We start from the raw sequence: 17,259 nt of genomic DNA, 5'->3' as shown, positions 1-17,259 counted from the left end.
TCCTTACCGCAGGGAGGCGCGGGCGGAGAAGGCGATGCTTGCCAGCAGGAATCCGCCGTTGACCACGGTGAACGCGACCATCAGCCAGAGCGCCAGCGCGGGGGCGAAGGCCAGCACCAGGCCGGCCAGGAAGATCACCGCGCCGTAGTCGCGGACCAGCTTGACCAGGCGTACCGGGAGCGAGGTCGAGGTCACCATGCTCGCCGCGTTCGGCCCCGACTGCATCACCGAGGTCACCAGGTTGACCATCCAGGTGCCCGCGAACACCGCCACCAGCCAGACCGGCGTGGACGGGCGCTGCGCCACGGCTGTCGCGCCGATGGCGGCCACCAGCGCGATCTGGGCGGCCACGTCGCAGAGCACGTCGATCCGGGCGCCGGCCGCGCTGCCCTGACCGGTCACCCGCGCGAGCTGCCCGTCGGCGCAGTCCAGCGCGTACGCGATCTGCCAGGCGACCAGGGCGACCAGCCCGACCACCCAGGCCGGTACGGTGCCGGCGGCCACGTCGTCGGCGAGCGCCACCACTGTGACCGAGGCGGCCAGCCCCAGCACCAGGTTGGCGAGCGTCAGCGCGGTCGGGCGCAACCCGAGGCGCTGCGCGGCCAGCGCGAAGGCCGCCCCGATCCACTGGCTGATCGACTCGCTGAACAGGCCGCCTCCCCGGTTGACCCGGTGGAAGTCGGCGACGGTGGGACGGGGCTCAGCCAATGTGGTCGCGGAGGGCACCGGCGTAGTCTGCCAGCCGCTCCCGCGTCTCGGTAGCGGACATCGCGAGGTGTTCGAGGATGGTGTAGCGGTCCGGCCGGGTGGCCGGCGCGAACTGCACCGCCTCGACGAACTGGTCGTCGGTCAGCTCGACCTCGGCCGGCAGCCGGGGCAGCCCGTGCCGGGTCAGGCAGGCCGCCATCTCGGCGAACCGGCGCTCGTCGCCGCGCAGGAACGTGCAGAACAGCGCGCCGAGCCCGGCCAGCTCGCCGTGCGAGGCGGTGCCGGGGAACAGCGCGTCGATCGCGTGCATGATCTCGTGGCAGCCGCCGCTGCACGGCCGGCTGGTGCCCTCGATCGCCATCGCCAGACCACTGGAGATCAGCGCGTCGGCGAGCACCGTGACGAAGCCGTCGTCGCTCATGTCGCCCGGGTGGTTGAGCACCGCCTCGGCGCCGGCGCGCGACAGCGAGGCGGCCAGCCCGTCGACCCGCTCACCGCGTACCCGCCGGGCCAGTTCCCAGTCCGCCAGTGCGCTGATGTTGCTCACCACGTCGCCGACGCCGGCCCGGTTGTGCCGCTCCGGCCCGGCCTCCACGAAGTCCAGGTCCACGATCACCGCGATCGGGATGTGCACACCGTAGGAGCCCTTCAGGCCCTCCGTGATCAGGCTCGCCACCGGAGAGGCGATGCCGTCGTTGGCGAGGCTCGTCGCCACCGACACCATCGGCAGCCCGCGCCGGGTCGCCGCGTACTTGGCCACGTCGATGGTCTTGCCGCCGCCGATGCCGACCACCGCGTCGTACGACCGGGTGCGCAGCTTCGCCCCCAGGTCGTCGGCGGCGTCGAGCGTCCCCCCGGCCACCGTGAACACGTCGGCCGAGCGCAGCGACGGCCGGATCAGCTCGGCGATCCGTTCGCCCTGCCCCGGCCCGACCACCACGGCGACGTCGCCACCGGCCGAGATCCGCCCGTCGGAGAGGATCGCCGCCAGATCGGCCACCGCGCCCCGCCGCACGTCGATGTGCAGCGGGGTGAGGACGCTGCGGGCTAGTAGCGGCACGCGATCTCCCGCGCCCGGGCCAGATCGGCGTGGTTGTCGACCTCGACCCAGGAGACGTCGCCGATCGGGGCCGCCCGCACCTCGCCGCCGCGCTCGGCGAACTCCTGGTAGCCGTCCTCGTAGTAGAGGTTCGGGTCGCGCCGCCAGGTCGCCTCCAGCGCGTCCGCGAGCGGCTCGGCCACCTGCGGCTCGATGAGCGTCGCGCCGATGTACTCGCCGTACGCCTCGCCCGGGTCCATCAGCTTGGTGATCCGGGTGAGCTGGCCGGCGGCGTCGAAGGTGGTCTTCATCTCCTCCTCGGCCAGCGGCTTGAGCGTGTCCACGGCGAGCAGGATGCCCGGGCCGCGCTCGGCCAGCAGCGTCTTCTCCACGCTCACCGGGTGCACGGTGTCGCCGTTTACGAGCAGCACCCCACGGGAGAAGTGCTCCCGCGCCAGCCAGAGCGAGTACGCGTTGTTCCACTCCTCGGCCTTGTCGTTGTGGACCAGGGTGATCGTGACGCCGTACTTCTCCTCCAGGGCGGCCTGGCGCTGCCGCACCGCGTCGGCCGCGTAGCCGACCACGATCACGACTTCGTTCAGCCCCACCTCGGCGAGGTTGCGCAGCGCGATGTCGAGGATGGTGGTCTCCCCGTCGACCGGCACCAGGGCCTTGGGCAGGGTGTCGGTGTACGGCCGCAGCCGGCGCCCCGCACCTGCGGCGAGCACCATCCCGATCATGCCGACACGCTCCTCTTCTCGACCCGATTCCACCCGGCGAGGATATCGCCGGGCACCGACCGGCAGTGGTTCAGCCCGTCAGCCCGATCGAGCGCAGCGCCGCGAAGCCGTCCTCCGCGATCCGCCGGATCATTCCGTCGTTGACGTTCCGGTGCTCGTCGAGCAGCGCGATCTCCGACTCCGCAAGCCAGCGGAACTCGGTGTGCTTGCCGGCTTCCAGCCGGGGCCGGCTCAGGTCGCCGTCCACCCGGACCAGGAAGTCGGTCTCCACCCGGGTCAGCCCGTCGTCGGCGGTGTACCGGTATTCGCCGACCAGGCCGAGCACGTGCGACAGGGTCCAGCCGGTCTCCTCGGTGACCTCCCGGCGCAGCGCGTCGTCGATCTCCTCGCCCGGTTCGAGGTGGCCGCCGACGATGTCCCAGCAGTTCGGGAAGAGGCGTCGCTCGGGGGATCGGCGTTGGATGAAGATGCGGCCGTCGTCGTCGACGATCAGCGCGCCGGCGCAGCGGAGGGGCTCGGTGGGCACCCTCCGACAGTAGCCATCCGGGCCGTCTCCGGCGATGCCCGTTCTTGTCCCGGTACGCATCGATGGCCCACCATGTCCGTACTCAGTCGCCGTCCCACAGGGGTGATGTGTGATGCAGGTACGGGAAGCGATGTCCAGCGAGGTACTGGTGGTCGGGCCGGAGCACACGCTCCGGCAGGCGGCCCGGATGATGTCGGCCCGCGGTGTCGGGTCGGCGGTCGTGATCGACCCGGACTCCGAGGGAGTGGGGATCATGACCGAACGCGATGTGCTGAAGGCGATCGGCGCCGGGCTCGACCCGGATGTCGAGCGCACCGGGGCACACCTGACCTGGGACGTCGTCTACGCCGGCCCGGACTGGACGGTCGAGGAGGCAGCCGCGGCGATGGCCCGCGGCGGGTTCCGTCACCTGGTCGTGCTCGACGGGCGGGAGGTGGCGGGAGTGATCTCGGTACGGGACCTGATGCGGGTCTGGGCGGGCGAGCACGCGCCGACCCGTACCTGATCCGGCCCGGCGCGATCGGCGCCGGGGAAAGGGCGATGGCCCGGCCGATATCGGCCGGGCCATCGTCGTATCTGTTCCGTTCCGGTCGTGCCCGCCCGTCAGGGGCCGACGAAGACCGAGGTGCCGCGCCAGTCCACGTCGTCGACGCTCGGACCGCTGCGCACCGTGGCGGAGCCGGTCGGCACGCCGTCGGACCACGCCATCGAGGACAGGGTGCCGGTGCTCCGGGAGACGACGTAGAGCGTGTCGCCGTCCAGGAACAGGCCGCCCGCGTCGGCGAAGGCCGTGGTGCCGGTGACCGTGTTGCGCTCGGCGCCGACGGTGCCGGTGTCCGGCGCGAACCCGCGCCAGAACAGCGTGCTCTGACCGGCCAGCGAGTAGTAGATCCGGCCGCCCTTGTAGAACATGGCCGTCACGTTCGGCAGTTCGGCGGAGAAGTTGCCGGTCATGCCGGCGTACGTGGAGCCCTCCGGCGCGGAGCCGGTGACGACCAGGTCCCACTTGGCGTCGTGGTACGGGTCCAGCTTCTTCGGGGTGCCGAACTCGCTGCCGTCGAACGAGCGCTTGTAGAGGTCGCCGCCGACGCCGTAGAACAGGTCACCGCCGACCCAGAAGGCGCCCTTGACGCCCGACCAGCCGGTGTTGTCCGCGTTCGGCACCGACATCGCGTTGCCGACCGAGGTCGCACCGTCGTACGTGCGCTTGGTGATGCTGTCGACGGTGGTGGCCGGCGGCACCGGGGGCAGCTTGACGATCTCGATGCCCTGCACCAGCGGGTTCTCCAGGACGCGACCGAAGTCGATGTCGATGTTGCCGTCGCTGGTGATCGGGAACGCGCGCATGGTGCCCCGGTTGGTGGCGCCGATCGCGGCGATCGGGTCGAAGTTGCTCAGCTTGACCACGCCGTCGATCGTCACGTTGAACTTGCGCTTGCCGGCGGTGGCGGTGCCGGCCCAGCGGTTCGCCAGGTAGAGCCGCACCTGCACCGGCGTGCCGGCCGGGACCGGGAAGTCCCACTGCATGTCCGGCGCGGGCGACTCGTCCCACCGCTCCGCGTTGAACAGCTCCACCGGGGTGCCCGACGGCACCGTGCCGTCGAGGGAGGCGTTCGTGGTGTAGCTGGTCACCTGGTTGCCGGCGTTGTGGTAGGTGCTCGGCGCGGCGGCGGTGTCCGCGGCCCAGGCCGGGCCGCTCGGCGCGGCCAGCTGGTCGCCGCCCGCGTTGATCCGGTAGAGCACGTCGGAGGCGTCCGGCGTGGGCGCGGTCTTGACGATCTCGATGCCGTGCAGCAGCGGGTTCTGGAGCACCCGGCCGAAGTCGATGTCGACCACGCCGTCGCTGACCACCGAGATGGACTGCATGGTGCCGCGGTCGGTCCCGCCGGCGGTGACGACCGGGTCGAAGTCGTTCAGCTTGAGCACGCCGTCGATGCTGACGTCGAACTTGCGGGCGCCCGGCTTGCTCGTGCCGGACCAGCGGTTGGCCATGTAGATCCGGACGTCGACCCGGGTGCCGGCCGCGACCGGGATGTCCCACTGCATGTCCGGCGCGGTCGCCTCGTCCCACCGCTCGGTGTTGAACAGCGTGGCCGGCGTGCTCGCCGGCACGGTGGGGTCGAACGTCGCGTTCGTGGTGTAGCTGGTGACCTGGTTGCCCGTGTTGTGGTACGGGCTGGGCTCGGTGGCGCTGTCGGCGGCCCAGTCCGGCCCGCCGTCGGTGGCCGGGATGGCGGGACCACCGGCGTTGACCCGGTAGAGCACCTCGGTCTGCGCCGCGCGACCGGCCTGGTAGACGTTGCCCGGCAGACCCTTGGTGCTGGTCGAGTGCGGGGCGTTGCCGCCGTCCAGCGGGAAGAAGGCGAGCCGCTTGCGCTGGTAGTCGAAGTTGCCGATGTACTCCTGGTCGCTGCCGAGCCAGAGGCCCTCCTGGGTCACCAGCATCTCGGTGACGCCGTAGCCGCGCGGGTGGCGGCCCGGGTTCCAGGACAGCGGCAGGCCGCTCACCGGGTCGAGCGCCGCGATGCTGGCCCGCGGCACCGCGCCCGGTCCGGCCTTGTCGCGGGCGAGCGGGTTGTTCGACCAGCGGAAGTGACCGCCGACGTAGACGGCCTTCTCGCTGATGCCGACCGAGAGGAAGGTGTCGCCGCCGCTGAAGTTCGTCCAGGTCGGCTTCTGGCCGTCGCCGCTGGCGGCGGTCTCCCAGCGGGCCGCGGAGTCGCAGAGCGTGCCCGGGTACGACGCGCCGGTGGTGACCACGACGAAGTACTTGCTGTCCGGGGAGAACTGGATGTCGCGCACCCACGAGTCGAACGCGGCGTACTTGCAGGCCGCGGAGTAGCCGTCGGTGTTCCAGTCGGCGACGGTCGTCGAGCTCTCGCCCAGGTTGATCCGCACGATCTGGTCGTGCACGACGTCGTCGGCCTTCTTGAAGTTGCCGATCACCACGAGGTGCTTGCCGTCGGGGGAGACGGCGAGCTTCTCCGTACCGACACCGGCCGAGGCGCCGTTGTTGGTCGGCGTCCAGTTGTGGTGCTCGGTGAGCGACACGGTGAGGTAGTCGTCCACCGCGCCGGTGGTCGGGTTCAGCGAGGCCAGCCCGTTGCGGTTGGTCGTCGCGGTCACAGTGGTGAAGATGCCGCCCACCAGCAGGTGGCCGTCGACGAGCGCGATGTCGTTCACGGTGCCGTTGAACGCCGGGCCCTTGAACCCGTCGACGGGGGTGCCGTCCGCGACGTTCAGCAGGGCCAGCTTGCGGAAGTTCTTGTCGCCGACCTTGTTGAACTTGCCGGCGACGTACACCGTGCCCGGGGTCGGGCCGGCGATGACGGCGGTGACGTCACCGTCGAGCACCGGCGCGAACGCGTTGTCGATCTTGCCGGTCGCCTTGTCGAAGGCGAGCAGTCCGCGGCGTTCGACCGGGGTGGGTGAGGAACCCCGGTTCTGCGCGTTGGTGAACGAGCCGCCGACGATCACCTTGCTGCCGGCGTCGTGGATGGCCACGACGTTGCCGTCGTTGATGTTCGGCGTCTTCTCCGAGGGCACCTCGCCGACCATCGTGCTGTGGTCGGGCGCGGGCGCCGCGGCCGGCGCGGCGAGCGCCGGTACCGGTGTGAACAAGGTGGCGATGCCGAGCACGGCAGCGCCGAAGGCGGACACCGAGCGGTGTCTCAGGATCGAGGAAGCCACAGGCTACTCCGGGGGAAACGTCGGAGGCGCTGCGATCGTGGTCGGTGCCGACATGAGGCGGGGCGTCACCCGACCGACCGCAGACGTGAGAGCAATACCTTCTCGCATTCGGCCGTCGCCCGTCCACCCGGGTTGGGCCTTTTTGACCGAGGAAACGCACCGGGTCACACGAAAAGACGAACGACGATCACCTGGTGGACACGGAGGGTGTTCCTGAGGAAACACTCAGGTCGGGCATCGGCGGCTGGAAGTACGGATCGGTCGCCATCTCCCGGAATACCTGCTCGCTCTCCGGGTCGTTGCCGAAGGTGCTGTCGTAGATGGGCTTCTCCGTCTGCCGGGCCGCGAAGTAGACCGCCGCCTTGATCTGCGGGTGCTTCTTCAGGTACGGCCCGACCTCGCGCATCCATTCGGCCCGCTGGCCCGGCCGCCCGTCCTGGGTCAGGCCGTACTCGCCGATGATGACCGGTCGCGGGTGCTTCTTGGCGAACGCCATGAAGTGGTCCATCCGGTTGGAGAAGCTGTTCCACTCCGGACTGGGATAGACGTCCGCGCAGAGCCAGTCGACCTGGTCGTCGCCCGGGTAGTAGGCGGCGGCCCGGCGCTGCGGCTCGGCGAACCCGTCCGCGTGCGGGCACCACACCCACCCGGCGTTGGTGACGCCCATCTCGGCGAAGATGCCGCGGACGTGCTTCCAGGCGGCGACGTAGTCCTCCGGCGAGTGCATGCTCGCGGCCAGGTTCGGCCGGTCCATCTCCCACCGGTAACGCAGCAGCACCGGAACGCCGAACTCCTTGACGTCCTTCGCGCGTTCCCGGATCAGCGCGTCGTAGACGCCGCTGACTGTGGACCGGGTGTCGGTGCCCTGCCACGAGATCATCTGGAGCTTGCCCCGGGACTGGAACAACTTCTCGGTGGCGCTCGGGAACGGCTCGTTCCACTCGTGGAACATGTGCGCGATGGCGAGGTTGCCGCCGGCCGCCTGGTTGAACGCATCGAACGCCGCGGCCCGCCCGCTGGCGTTGTGGTACTGCGGCTTGACCCAGGTGCCGAGCCAGGCCCCCTTCTCCGGCGGCTCCGGCCCCCACCCGGTGGTGCGGACCGGAGCGGTCCGCGGTGTCACAGTCGGCGGGGGCGGCACCGCCGTCGCCGTCTCGTCGGATCGCTCCGAGCCGATGTCACAGGCCGCCACGGCCGGGGCCAGGAATGCCAGGCCCAGCACGGCAGCCATCGTCAGTCGTAACCGTCGTACCACCGCAACCTCTCCCCAGGACGGTCGCCGGCCACGGTATGGGGGCCCTGACGGATCCGCGTGGGCGGAGAGGCACGCCGGGCCGGGCGGGCGACCCCTGGCACTCTACCTGTGACGCGGCGCTCAGGCGGGGTAGCCGAGTTGCGTCAGCAGCGGCCCGGCCTGAGCCATCACGTCGGCCAGATCCTTTTCGGTCAGTCGCTGCCGCCACCGGCCCACCGAGCCCGGCCGCGCCTTGGCGAAGCGGGCGTGCAGCGCCTCCCGCCCGGCCGGGTCACCGACCTCCAGGAAGTCGGCCACGACCTCGGCCGCCTCGGCCGGGCGGGTGACGACGTCCTCGTACCGCAGGTGCCGCACCCGTTCCGCGGGCAGCTCGGCGAGCTGCGTGAGCGCGCTGCTGGTGAACCGCCGCCACATCCAGGCCGACCGGCCCAGGTCGGAGACCTGCGTGAACTCCTCGCGCCGCTCCGGCTCCACCCAGAACCGGGGCGCGGCGCCCCACGGCGTACCGCCCCGGCCGCTGCGGCCGGTGCCGGTGGACGCGGCATTCAGCCAGGGCTGCTCGGCGTGCGACACCGCCACGTCCCGCCCGTCCCGGTAGACGTGCAGGAAGACCGCGTCCGGGAAGACCTCGGTCAGGAACGGCACGATGAAACAGTTCTCCGGGTCCTTCTCGGCGAAGCGCAGGCCGCCGTGCCCGGACGCGGCGAGCAGCGCGCCGTAGTAGCCGCGGAAGTAGCGGGCGGCCCGCTGCGGCGTCCAGCTTCCCTCGTAGACACAGCGGGCGACCGCCTTGGTCAGGCGCGGTTCGAAGTGGTACGACACGTCCGGCAGCGCGCCGACGCAACTGCCGAGGAACGTGGTGCCGGAACGCGGGGCGCCCAGGATGAAGATCGGACGCTCCACCTTCAGGGTGAGCCGGCGGCCGCCCCCCTCGACCGGCCGTTCCAGCTCGCGGCGTTCCTTGCGGTCCGCCAGGAGACCGACCGCGGCGAGCTTCGCGGCCTTCACGGTGGACAGGCCGGAGTGCGGGGCGGGGGAGTCGCTTGTCATCGAAGGTCCCATCGGTGCGCAGGATCGGTCAGGACTGGGCGGCCGGGTCCGCCCCGGCCCGGTTACGGCCGCGGCGGAGGGCGCGCAGCGCGTCGAGGTGCAGGGTGCGCCGCCAGCGCCAGACGCCCGTCGCGTACGCGACCAGCCCGGCGACCGTCACCAGCGCGAGTACCAGCGGACCGGCGCCGAGCAGCGTCGCCAGGCCGAGCGGCAGACCCAGCGTGACCACCGCCAGCGCCATCGCGGCCCGGGTACCGGCGCCGAACGGGTGCAGCCGCATCGACCACCAGAGCTGGGTCAGCGGCACCAGGTTGGTGACCAGGATGGAGACGGTCCAGGCCAGGGCCGCGCCGAGGATGCCGTACCGCGGGATGAGCACCAGGTTGCCGACCACGTTGAGCACGGTGCCGGTCATCGCGTTGTAGAACGTCCACGCGGTGCGCCCGGCCATGTTGAGCACCATGTCGACCATGCCGCAGCCGGTGGCCAGCAGCATGGTCAGCGCCAGCAGCACCACGACCCGGCGGCCGTCGCCGTACCCGGATCCGAACAGTGCCAGCATCGGCGTGGCGAACGCCGCGAAGATCAGGTACGCGGGCCAGGAGAGCAGCACGAGCCAGCCGGTGGCGGCCTGGTAGAGCTGGCGCGCCTCGGCCCGGTCGTCGCGGGCGAACGCGGCGGCCAGCCGGTGCTGCACCGAGCTGGACAGCGCGACGCTGGAGAGCTGACCCAGCGCCAGGAACCGGGTCGCGGCCGTGTAGATCGCCGCGTCCGCCGGGCCGCGCAGCGCGCTGAGCAGCACGATGTCCAGCCGCTGCACCACGATCGCGGCCAGGCTGCTGACGGCGCGGGGCCCGGTGAACCGCCAGAACGGCCCGGCCAGCTCGCGCGCCGGCACCGGCCGGGTCACCTGCCTCCCGGCCCGGCCGACCAGCCGGCTCAGCCAGAACAGCGCGACCACCGCGGCGATCAGGTACGGCACCACCCAGGCCAGCGGCAGCGCGACGGTGGCGGACATGCCGAGCCAGGCGGCCACCGCCACACCCAGGAACTGCACCAGCGTGCGGCCGAGCCGCTCAACAGTCAGCAGCGGGCGCATCTGGCCGAAGCCGCGGCAGGCGGCGAGCGCGTAGTCGTTCAGCGCGGCCAGCGGCACGAACGCCAGCAGGATGCGCAGCGCGGTCACCGCCTCCGGCCCGGCCTCCGGCATGGTGGCCCGGGCCAGCGCCGGTGCGGCCAGCCAGCCGGCCAGCCCGAGCAGCGTGCCGACCACGAGCACCGGCAGCAACCCGACCAGGATGGTGCCCCGGATCTGGTCGCGGCGGTCGAGCGTGCGCTGGCGGCTGACGAAGTAGACGGTGCCGACGTCGGTGCCGAGCCGGGCCGCCGACGCGGCGATCATGAACGCGCTGGTGGCGGCGAAGAACATGCCCGCCTCGCGGACCGACCAGCCGCGGGCGATGACGATGTTCAGGCCGAAGCCGGCGACCGCGGCCAGCCCGACCCCGACCAGGTTGGCGAAGCCCTGCCGGGCCGCGCCGCCCAGCCCCGCGCCCGGCCCGGGGGGCGGTGCGGTGAGCGTCGGGGTGCCGCCGGCGTCCGCCCGCGTCACCGCCGCCACGACGGCACGCGTCCCCACCACGTCGCCAGCCGCTCGTCGTACGGCGCGAAGTGGTCCTCCAGCCGGGTCCGCAGCTCCGCCGACATGGGCGAACGGGAGCGCGAGTTGTGCTTGCCGAACGCGATGTCCGCCCAGCGGGGTAGCCCGAGGAAGTCGCAGACCGCGTCGAAGGAAGGACGCGGGTCGGCGAAGAAGTCGTCGCTGTCGATGACGTGCATGCGGTCCCGGCCGACCAGCGCCTCCAGGCGCTCCAGCTGCTCGATGTAGCGGCCGCGGGCCAGGTACGCGTTGTGCTGGAGGTGCTCGCTGGCGTACGACGCGGAGCTGATCATCCGCTCCCGCTCGCCCGCCGTACGGGACTCCTCCAGCGCGAGCGCCCGCTCGAAGTCCGTCTCGGTCTCGTAGCCGCGGGCCAGCTCGTGCGAGTGCGCGGAGTAGGCGCGCTCCACCGGGTCACGCAGCAGCACCAGCAGCTTCACCGAGGGCAGGTCCCGGGCGATCCGTTGCCCGGCCAGCGGGTGGAACATGTAGTACGGGCTGGACTCGCCGGTGATCCCGCGTACCCCGATCTGGGCCTTCACCGCCTCGGCCTTGCCGGTGGTGGGGAAGTGCCCGAGGTACCAGCTCATCCCCCGGTGGTAGTCCATGTCGAAGTAGTGCACGCCCTTGTGGTAGGCGGGCGGCAGCACACCGGGATGCTGCGACAGCGTCTTGAACAGCGAGGTGGTGCCGCAGCGCTGCGCCCCCACGATCAGGAATCCCGGCACCATCCGCGAACCGGCGGTCAGCCGGCCGACCGTCCGGCTCACCGACTTCACCGCGCGGAGCGCCTGCTCCTTGGCCAGCGTCACGTCCCCACTCCTCACTCTCACCCGGCCCGGCGGGCCAGGTGTTCCTCGACGGCGGGCAGCAGCCAGGTGTCGACGTGCCCCAGTCGCGCACCCGCCTCCGCCTGCCGGTCCCGCAGGTAGCGCGCCGCGAGCTCCACCAGGTAGAGCACGGCGACCAGATCGGCGCCCCCGCCGGTCTGGTCGAACGGCGCCAGGGTGGCCCCGGCGCCGGCGATCAGCGCTCGGGCCGCCTCGACCGGCTCCACCCCGTCGTGGCTCATCGCGCCCTGCACCGCCAGGTGCAGCGCGTCATACCCGGCCGGCACGTCCGCCTCGAACCGTTCCCAGTCCCAGACCAGCACCCGGCCGTCGGCCAGCACGGCGCTGTTGCCGCCGTTCCAGTCACCGTGCCAGGCGCCGAAGGCCACCACCGGGTCGGCGTCCGCGACGGACTTCAGCGCCGCGCGCAGCCGCCCGGCCTCCGGCCGGGGTCCGAGCGCGTCCACCGCCTCGGTGAGCCGGGCCGCGTGCCCGCTGGCCGCCCAGGACTGCCGGCGTACGCCGAGACAGCCGGCGACCGCCACCATCGCGTCGCGTTCGGCCGCCTCCGCGGCGGCCGGGGTGGCCCGGGGCAGCCGTACCGGCAGCGCCTCCTGCACGAGCAGCGCGTGGCCGTGCCAGTCGCCGTGATGGCGTACCCCGGCCAGGACCACCGGGCCGAGCGGCACCTCGGCGAGGCGGCGCAGCGCGTCCGCCTCGGCGTGCACCAGCGCGCGGGTCAGCGGGTCGACGCCGAGCTTGGCGTACCCGAGGGCCCGGCCGTCCGGGGCGAGCAGTTGCAGCACCGGCTTGCGGTTCGCCCGGGCCGGCCCGATGTGCAGGCTCACCAGCGCCGGCTCGCCGAGCACCTCGGTCAGGTGCGCGTCCAGCCCGCCGCCGTCGACCACCAGCCGGTCGCGGAACACCAGCGGGCCCAGCCCGAGCCGGAACGCCGTGGACAGCCCTTGCCGGACCAGCTTGGCCTTGCGGCCGACCGCCTCGGTGGAGTGCCGGACCGCGCTCGCCGCCGCCCGGCCCGAGCCGGTCGGCACGAGCAGCCGGGGGCGGGACGCCGAGGGCACCACCACCCAGCCGGCGCCGCCGCGGCGCAGGCTGGGCTCGGCCGGCGCGGGCCAGATCAGCCCGGCCAGTTCACCGAGGTACGCGGCACGGCCGTCGCCGTCCGGGGGTACGCGGAACACCATCAGCTGTCACCGGTCTTTTCCAGTCGGGCCCGTAGCCCGGCGATCGTGCCCTGGGGTGGCGCCGGCGCGAGCGACCGGCGTATCCGGTCGTTGCGGGCCAGCAGGGCGACAGTGATCAGGGCGTAGGCGAGTGTCGCTTCCATCGCACCGTAGGTGAACTGGAAGAAGAGCATGAGGATGAGCACGAGCGTGCCGGCGATGCCGATCGCGCTGTGGTCGCGGCGGTAGCGCCAGATGCAGTAGATGAAGAAGGCGTTGTAGCAGATCGCGCCGACCCAGCCCTGCCCGACGAGCAGCGCCCAGACCTGGCCGTTGCTGCCCAGTTCCCGGTTGCCGCACTGCTTGCAGTCCTCGGACTTGCCGATGGCGATGGACCGGTTGCTGCCGATCAGCGCCCGGTTGCCGCCGTACCCGAGGATCGGCGAGTGGTTGGCCGCGGCGACCGCGCCCTGGGACAGCGTGGTCCGGATGTCGTCGCTGTGGCCGTTCTGGAGGCGTTCGTCGAAGGTGCGGCCGAGCGGTGTGGCGACGATCAGCACCCCGATCAGCCCGACCGCCAGGGCGAGCCCGCCGAGCACCACCATCCGGCCGCGCAGCGCGAGCCGCAGCGCGACGTAGGCGGCGGCGATGCCGAGACCGATCCAGAGGCCCCGGTTCAGCGAGTAGACGATCGGGAAGATCGCGGCCAGGGCGATCGCCACGCCCGCGGTACGGCGCATCGGCTTGCCCAGCACGACCCAGCCGACGATCAGCCAGACCAGCAGGATCGCGGTGTTCTGGCCCCACGAGTTCGTGTAGGTGAACGGCGCGGACGGGCGGGGCGAGCTGGCCTCCCCCTCGATCACCTGCTGCACCTGGGCGAACTTGATCTCCATGAGCGAGGTGACGTACGGGTGACCGGCGATCGACTGGGGCAGGACGAATCGCAGCGGCGCGACGAACGTGAGGTTCGGGAAGAGCGAGCCGATCCAGCCGCCGAGCACCACGACCACGCCCATGAACCCGAACAAACGGACCATCCGGCGCTGGGACAGCTCCCGCTCCCGCAGGTTGTAGACGTAGAGCATCGTCACGGTCATGGCGACGTAGTTGGCGAGCCGGATGCCCCAGCCGATGTACTTGCCGCTGCCGCCGGGTGGCAGCGTGTTCGGCGCGGTGAGGTCGAGGGTGAGCACGGACAGGAACACCCAGAGCAGCAGGACCATCCAGATCCCGAAGCCGGGCGGCACCCGGATCGGGGCCCGCTTGCGCATCTGCACCACCATCGGCACCGCGAAGATGACGAAGACGAAGCTCGACACGCCGAGCACCCACCACAGCGGGTACAGCAGGAAGACCGAGATCAGCGGCCATGCCGTCGGCAGCCGCCACGACCAGCTCTCCGGCCGTACCGTCACCGGCCGCAGGCGGTTCCCGTCCGGCGGCGACACCGCTCCGACCGGAACCGTCCCGCGCGCGGTGCGGGGCGGGGTGGCGGTGCTCATTTCACGGTGACCTTGGCGGTGGTCGGCGCGTAGATCACCCACGCGTTGCCGGGCTGGGGGTGCAGGAGATCGCCGCCGGTGTCGGCGAGCGTGCAGACCATGCCCAGGCCGGGCTTGCGCCACCGGCCCTTCGCGCTGTTCGGCCCGGACACCGCCAGCACCGCGCCCTCACCGAAGACGTTCGCCGAGGGCAGCGAGCGCGGGGACGGGTTGCGGACGTCCAGCGTGCGGTACTCCATCGTCAGCACGATGACGGAGGCGGCGGTCACGGCGACCTTGCCGACCTTGCCGACCCAGACGGACTTGGCCTGGTCGTACCGCCAGACCATCGGCGGGCCGCCGGAGACGGTGACGGTGAGTTCGGTGGCCGGCGCGAGGTCGCGGGCGGCGAGCGCGTCGCCCTCGCCGGCGTGGTCGATCGGCGGGGTGGGCGGCTGGCCGCCCTTCGGGGCGGCCTTGAGCAGCGCGGCGGTCGACGTGTAGTCGCCGGAGAAGACCTTGCTGTCGTCGTCGGGCGTCACGCCGTCGAGGTCGGAGTTCTCGAACTGGGTGAGGAAGCCGGTGGGGCCGCCGTCGTAGCCGACGAACGGGCGCAGCACCGCGAGCGACCGGATGTCGACCGGCCGGATCTCGGTGACCGGGCCGATCTTGGTGGCGTCCTTGGAGTGGAACACGGCGGTCAGGTGCAGCGTGTCGGACTCGGCGAACTCGGCGTAGACCAGGTCGGCGGCGTCCAGGCCGGCCGGGGTGGTCGCGGGGCTCACCCGCAGCGGCACAGCGACCGCCTGGCGGGTGGCGGCGGCCGGGGTGCTCACCGGCGCGCCGGTCAGCGGGCCGGTGGGCAGGGTCGGCGAGGCACTGGCCGATGACGGCGAGGCGGTGACGTCGCCCGGGTCCACCACCTGGACCTTGCCCGGCTTGGGCTCGGGCTCGCTGCACCCGGTCCCGACGCCGAGGACGACGGCGGGGGCGATGGCGGCGCGGAGCATCTGCCGGCGGTTCACCCCAGGTCCTCGCCGGAGTCGAGCGCGTAGCTGCGGCCGTCGCCGTCACCCCGGGAGCGGTACGTGCCGCCGGTGCCGTTGAGCGGCACCGGCTTACCCGGCATGCCCTGGTTGCCTGGGTTGCTGGGGTTCGGCGGCGGGGTGGCCTTGCCCGGTGCCGGCTTCGCCGGGGCGGGGCGGGACGACTGCATGCGCGGCAGCACCATCGTCGACTCGGCGGACGGGCCGGGGCTCGGCCGGGGCTTGGGCCGGTTGGCCGGTGCCACCGGGGTGCTCGGCGCGCCCGACGTGCCCGACGTGCTGCTCGCACCGCCCGAGGACGCCGGCCGGGCGGCGCCGGCCACCGGGGCGGGCAGGCGCGGGGCCAGCACGGCACCGATCACCGGCGCGTTCACCTGCTCGAACTGCTGCAGGGCGGCGGTGATCTCACCGCTGCGGGTCTTGCCCGCCTCGGCCACCATGATCACGGCGTCGACGTACCGGCCCAGGGCCTGGGCCTCCACGGCGAACGTGGGCTGCGCGGTCTCGATGATCACGTGGTCGAAGCGCGCGGACAGCTCGTGCATGATCTCCAGCAGACCGGCGACCGGCAGCTCGACCTCCGCGTCCAGGTCGCCCGGCACCAGCACCCGGAGCTGGCCCAGCCCCGGCACCGGCGCGAGCGCCTTGAGCGGGGGTACGTCGCGGCGCAGTACCGAGGCCAGGTTGTGCCGGCCCTCGGCCACGCCGGTGATGGCGCCCACCGTCGAGTCGGGCTTGGTGGTGATCAGCGCGACCTGCTGGCCGGTACGGGCGTACGCGGCGGCGAGGTTGGCGGCGACGAATCCGGCGGCGGTGCCGGCCGAGGCGTCGCAGATCAGCAACTGGCGACCGCGCCCGCCCTGCGCCGGTTCGGGCACGGCGGACAGCAGCACGTTGCGCAGCCGGCCCAGCTCGCGGGAGACCCGGTGGGTGGCCGGCAGGACGGCCAGCGACGGCGCGCGCACCGGTAGTTCCAGCAGCAGCGGCAGGCCGACCCGGTCGGAGATGTCGCGACCGCGCCGGATCCGGGTGTCGAGCCGGTCCAGCACCAGCGCCAGCACGATGCCGAGCAGCAGGCCCGCGCCCATGCCGCTGGCGAGGTTGAGCGTGCGGTTCGGTGAGCTGGGCGAGTCGGGGAGACGGGCGTCGGAGATGATCTCGCCGGGGTCGGAGCCGGCCGAGACCAGCGGGCTGAGCCGGTTGTTCAGGCCGGTGATCTGGCTGGTGAGAAGGCTCCGTTCGGCCTCGGCCCGCTCCCGCTCGGGCGAGTTCGACGGCGACGCCGCAATCCGCCCGGCGACGGCACTGAGCTGCTTCTGCAGCTCGGCGATCTGCTGCTTGAGCGCGGTCGTCTCGTTCTCCAGCGCCTTCTGCGCGGTGGCCTTGCGCAGGTCCAGATACGCCTGGGCGAACGCGTGCGAGCCCGACTGGGCGCCCTCGGGGCTGTTCCCCTCGTACGCCACCTGGAGGATCTGGCTGTTCGGCGGCACCTTGACGGTCACCGACTTGACCAGCTGGTCGGCACCGGTGTCGACCTTCATCAGCGCCTTGGCCCGCTCGGCCACCACCAGCGAGCGGACCACCTGGGCCTCGGTGTCGAGGTTGACCTTGGCGTTGGGGTTGCTCTCCGCGCCCGAGCCGAGCGGGCGCACCAGCAGCGAGGTGGTCGAGGTGTAGCGCGCCTCCTGGATCTGGTTCAGCGCCAGCCCACCACCGAGACCGAGGGCCGCGGCGAGCAGCAGGATCCACCAGCGGCGGCGCAGCCAGCCCAGGTAGGCCATCAGGGCAAGACCGTCGGCGTCGCTCTCGGCCAAACGGGGTGAGGGCATCAGAGTCTGTCGCTCCCTTTCGACCGAGCCGGGCAGTCCACGGCACAGCTGGACCTGACCGTGGCCTTGAGTGTCCCCGATCCGAACGACGAGGGAAAGTCTGCTCACGTTCCGGTAAGCCTGCCCGGGTGTGGGCAGCCCGCGTAGAAATGGCCGATCGGCGCTGACCATTCGGCGGGTTTCCCGGTGTCGGGCCCGACCTGTCCCCGGATAAGCCG

Annotated in this window: 14 protein-coding genes; 1 reads left to right on the top strand and 13 read right to left on the bottom strand. The window is 72.2% G+C overall.

What is annotated here, in order from left to right:
* Nucleotides 1-3: 3 nt before the first annotated feature.
* The 4 genes from FB454_RS15155 to FB454_RS15140 all read right to left on the bottom strand — a co-directional run bounded on the left by FB454_RS15155 (nucleotide 4) and on the right by FB454_RS15140 (nucleotide 3,013).
* Nucleotides 4-726: a CDP-alcohol phosphatidyltransferase family protein gene (locus tag FB454_RS15155; protein ID WP_013289283.1), complete on the bottom strand. Its 723-nt coding sequence runs from the start codon at nucleotides 724-726 to the stop codon at nucleotides 4-6.
* Entirely contained in the window at nucleotides 701-1,768 is a 1,068-nt protein-coding gene (locus tag FB454_RS15150) for an iron-containing alcohol dehydrogenase family protein (RefSeq protein ID WP_013289282.1), read from the bottom strand. Before FB454_RS15150 ends, FB454_RS15155 begins: the two co-directional genes overlap by 26 nt.
* Entirely contained in the window at nucleotides 1,756-2,487 is a 732-nt protein-coding gene (locus FB454_RS15145; RefSeq protein ID WP_013289281.1) for a phosphocholine cytidylyltransferase family protein, read from the bottom strand. Before FB454_RS15145 ends, FB454_RS15150 begins: the two co-directional genes overlap by 13 nt.
* A 70-nt stretch (nucleotides 2,488-2,557) precedes the next feature.
* On the bottom strand, nucleotides 2,558-3,013 hold the full coding sequence (locus FB454_RS15140) for an NUDIX domain-containing protein (protein WP_244879701.1): 456 nt from the start codon (nucleotides 3,011-3,013) through the stop codon (nucleotides 2,558-2,560).
* Between the two features lie 112 nt (nucleotides 3,014-3,125).
* Here FB454_RS15140 and FB454_RS15135 point away from each other — a divergent pair, with 112 nt between their 5' ends.
* Nucleotides 3,126-3,518: a CBS domain-containing protein gene (locus FB454_RS15135; RefSeq protein WP_013289279.1), complete on the top strand. Its 393-nt coding sequence runs from the start codon at nucleotides 3,126-3,128 to the stop codon at nucleotides 3,516-3,518.
* A gap of 98 nt (nucleotides 3,519-3,616) precedes the next feature.
* On the opposite strand, the gene FB454_RS15130 is transcribed toward FB454_RS15135, so the two are convergent.
* The 9 genes from FB454_RS15130 to FB454_RS15090 form a co-directional block, all read right to left on the bottom strand.
* A complete protein-coding gene (locus FB454_RS15130) occupies nucleotides 3,617-6,673 on the bottom strand; it encodes a malectin domain-containing carbohydrate-binding protein (protein WP_244879700.1) in 3,057 nt (1,018 codons plus the stop codon).
* 217 nt (nucleotides 6,674-6,890) lie between these two features.
* The gene (locus tag FB454_RS15125) at nucleotides 6,891-7,934 is read right to left on the bottom strand and encodes a glycoside hydrolase family 26 protein (RefSeq protein WP_013289277.1); all 1,044 of its coding nucleotides are present in this window, start codon (nucleotides 7,932-7,934) and stop codon (nucleotides 6,891-6,893) included.
* A 144-nt stretch (nucleotides 7,935-8,078) separates the two neighbouring features.
* Nucleotides 8,079-9,008 carry a sulfotransferase family protein gene (locus FB454_RS15120; RefSeq protein WP_013289276.1) on the bottom strand — a complete coding sequence of 310 codons (930 nt, stop codon included), beginning with the start codon at nucleotides 9,006-9,008 and terminating at the stop codon, nucleotides 8,079-8,081.
* Between the two features lie 28 nt (nucleotides 9,009-9,036).
* Nucleotides 9,037-10,650: an oligosaccharide flippase family protein gene (locus FB454_RS15115; protein WP_013289275.1), complete on the bottom strand. Its 1,614-nt coding sequence runs from the start codon at nucleotides 10,648-10,650 to the stop codon at nucleotides 9,037-9,039.
* Complete coding sequence (locus tag FB454_RS15110) at nucleotides 10,617-11,480, bottom strand: sulfotransferase family protein (RefSeq protein WP_013289274.1); 864 nt, start codon at nucleotides 11,478-11,480, stop codon at nucleotides 10,617-10,619. The genes FB454_RS15115 and FB454_RS15110 overlap by 34 nt, the downstream gene beginning before the upstream one ends.
* Before the next feature lie 17 nt (nucleotides 11,481-11,497).
* The gene (locus FB454_RS15105; RefSeq protein WP_013289273.1) at nucleotides 11,498-12,703 is read right to left on the bottom strand and encodes a hypothetical protein; all 1,206 of its coding nucleotides are present in this window, start codon (nucleotides 12,701-12,703) and stop codon (nucleotides 11,498-11,500) included.
* Nucleotides 12,703-14,187, bottom strand: a complete 1,485-nt coding sequence (locus FB454_RS15100) for an O-antigen ligase family protein (protein WP_145823105.1) — start codon at nucleotides 14,185-14,187, stop codon at nucleotides 12,703-12,705. The genes FB454_RS15105 and FB454_RS15100 overlap by 1 nt, the downstream gene beginning before the upstream one ends.
* Nucleotides 14,184-15,191 (bottom strand): DUF3048 domain-containing protein, encoded by a 1,008-nt coding sequence (locus FB454_RS15095; protein ID WP_047890496.1) that lies wholly within the window; start codon nucleotides 15,189-15,191, stop codon nucleotides 14,184-14,186. The genes FB454_RS15100 and FB454_RS15095 overlap by 4 nt, the downstream gene beginning before the upstream one ends.
* Nucleotides 15,188-17,041: a Wzz/FepE/Etk N-terminal domain-containing protein gene (locus FB454_RS15090; protein WP_145823104.1), complete on the bottom strand. Its 1,854-nt coding sequence runs from the start codon at nucleotides 17,039-17,041 to the stop codon at nucleotides 15,188-15,190. Before FB454_RS15090 ends, FB454_RS15095 begins: the two co-directional genes overlap by 4 nt.
* Nucleotides 17,042-17,259: the final 218 nt, after the last annotated feature.

This window comes from Micromonospora sp. CNZ297 (assembly GCF_007827625.1).
This window is presented reverse-complemented; position numbering and strand designations above follow the sequence as displayed.

Coding starts and splice junctions, on each gene's coding strand:
- FB454_RS15145 (WP_013289281.1), bottom strand. CDS start 2,487: ATGATCGGGATGGTGCTCGCCGCAGGTGCGGGGCGCCGGCTGCGGCCG.
- FB454_RS15135 (WP_013289279.1), top strand. CDS start 3,126: ATGCAGGTACGGGAAGCGATGTCCAGCGAGGTACTGGTGGTCGGGCCG.
- FB454_RS15125 (WP_013289277.1), bottom strand. CDS start 7,934: ATGGCTGCCGTGCTGGGCCTGGCATTCCTGGCCCCGGCCGTGGCGGCC.
- FB454_RS15120 (WP_013289276.1), bottom strand. CDS start 9,008: ATGACAAGCGACTCCCCCGCCCCGCACTCCGGCCTGTCCACCGTGAAG.
- FB454_RS15105 (WP_013289273.1), bottom strand. CDS start 12,703: ATGGTGTTCCGCGTACCCCCGGACGGCGACGGCCGTGCCGCGTACCTC.
- FB454_RS15100 (WP_145823105.1), bottom strand. CDS start 14,187: ATGAGCACCGCCACCCCGCCCCGCACCGCGCGCGGGACGGTTCCGGTC.
- FB454_RS15090 (WP_145823104.1), bottom strand. CDS start 17,041: ATGCCCTCACCCCGTTTGGCCGAGAGCGACGCCGACGGTCTTGCCCTG.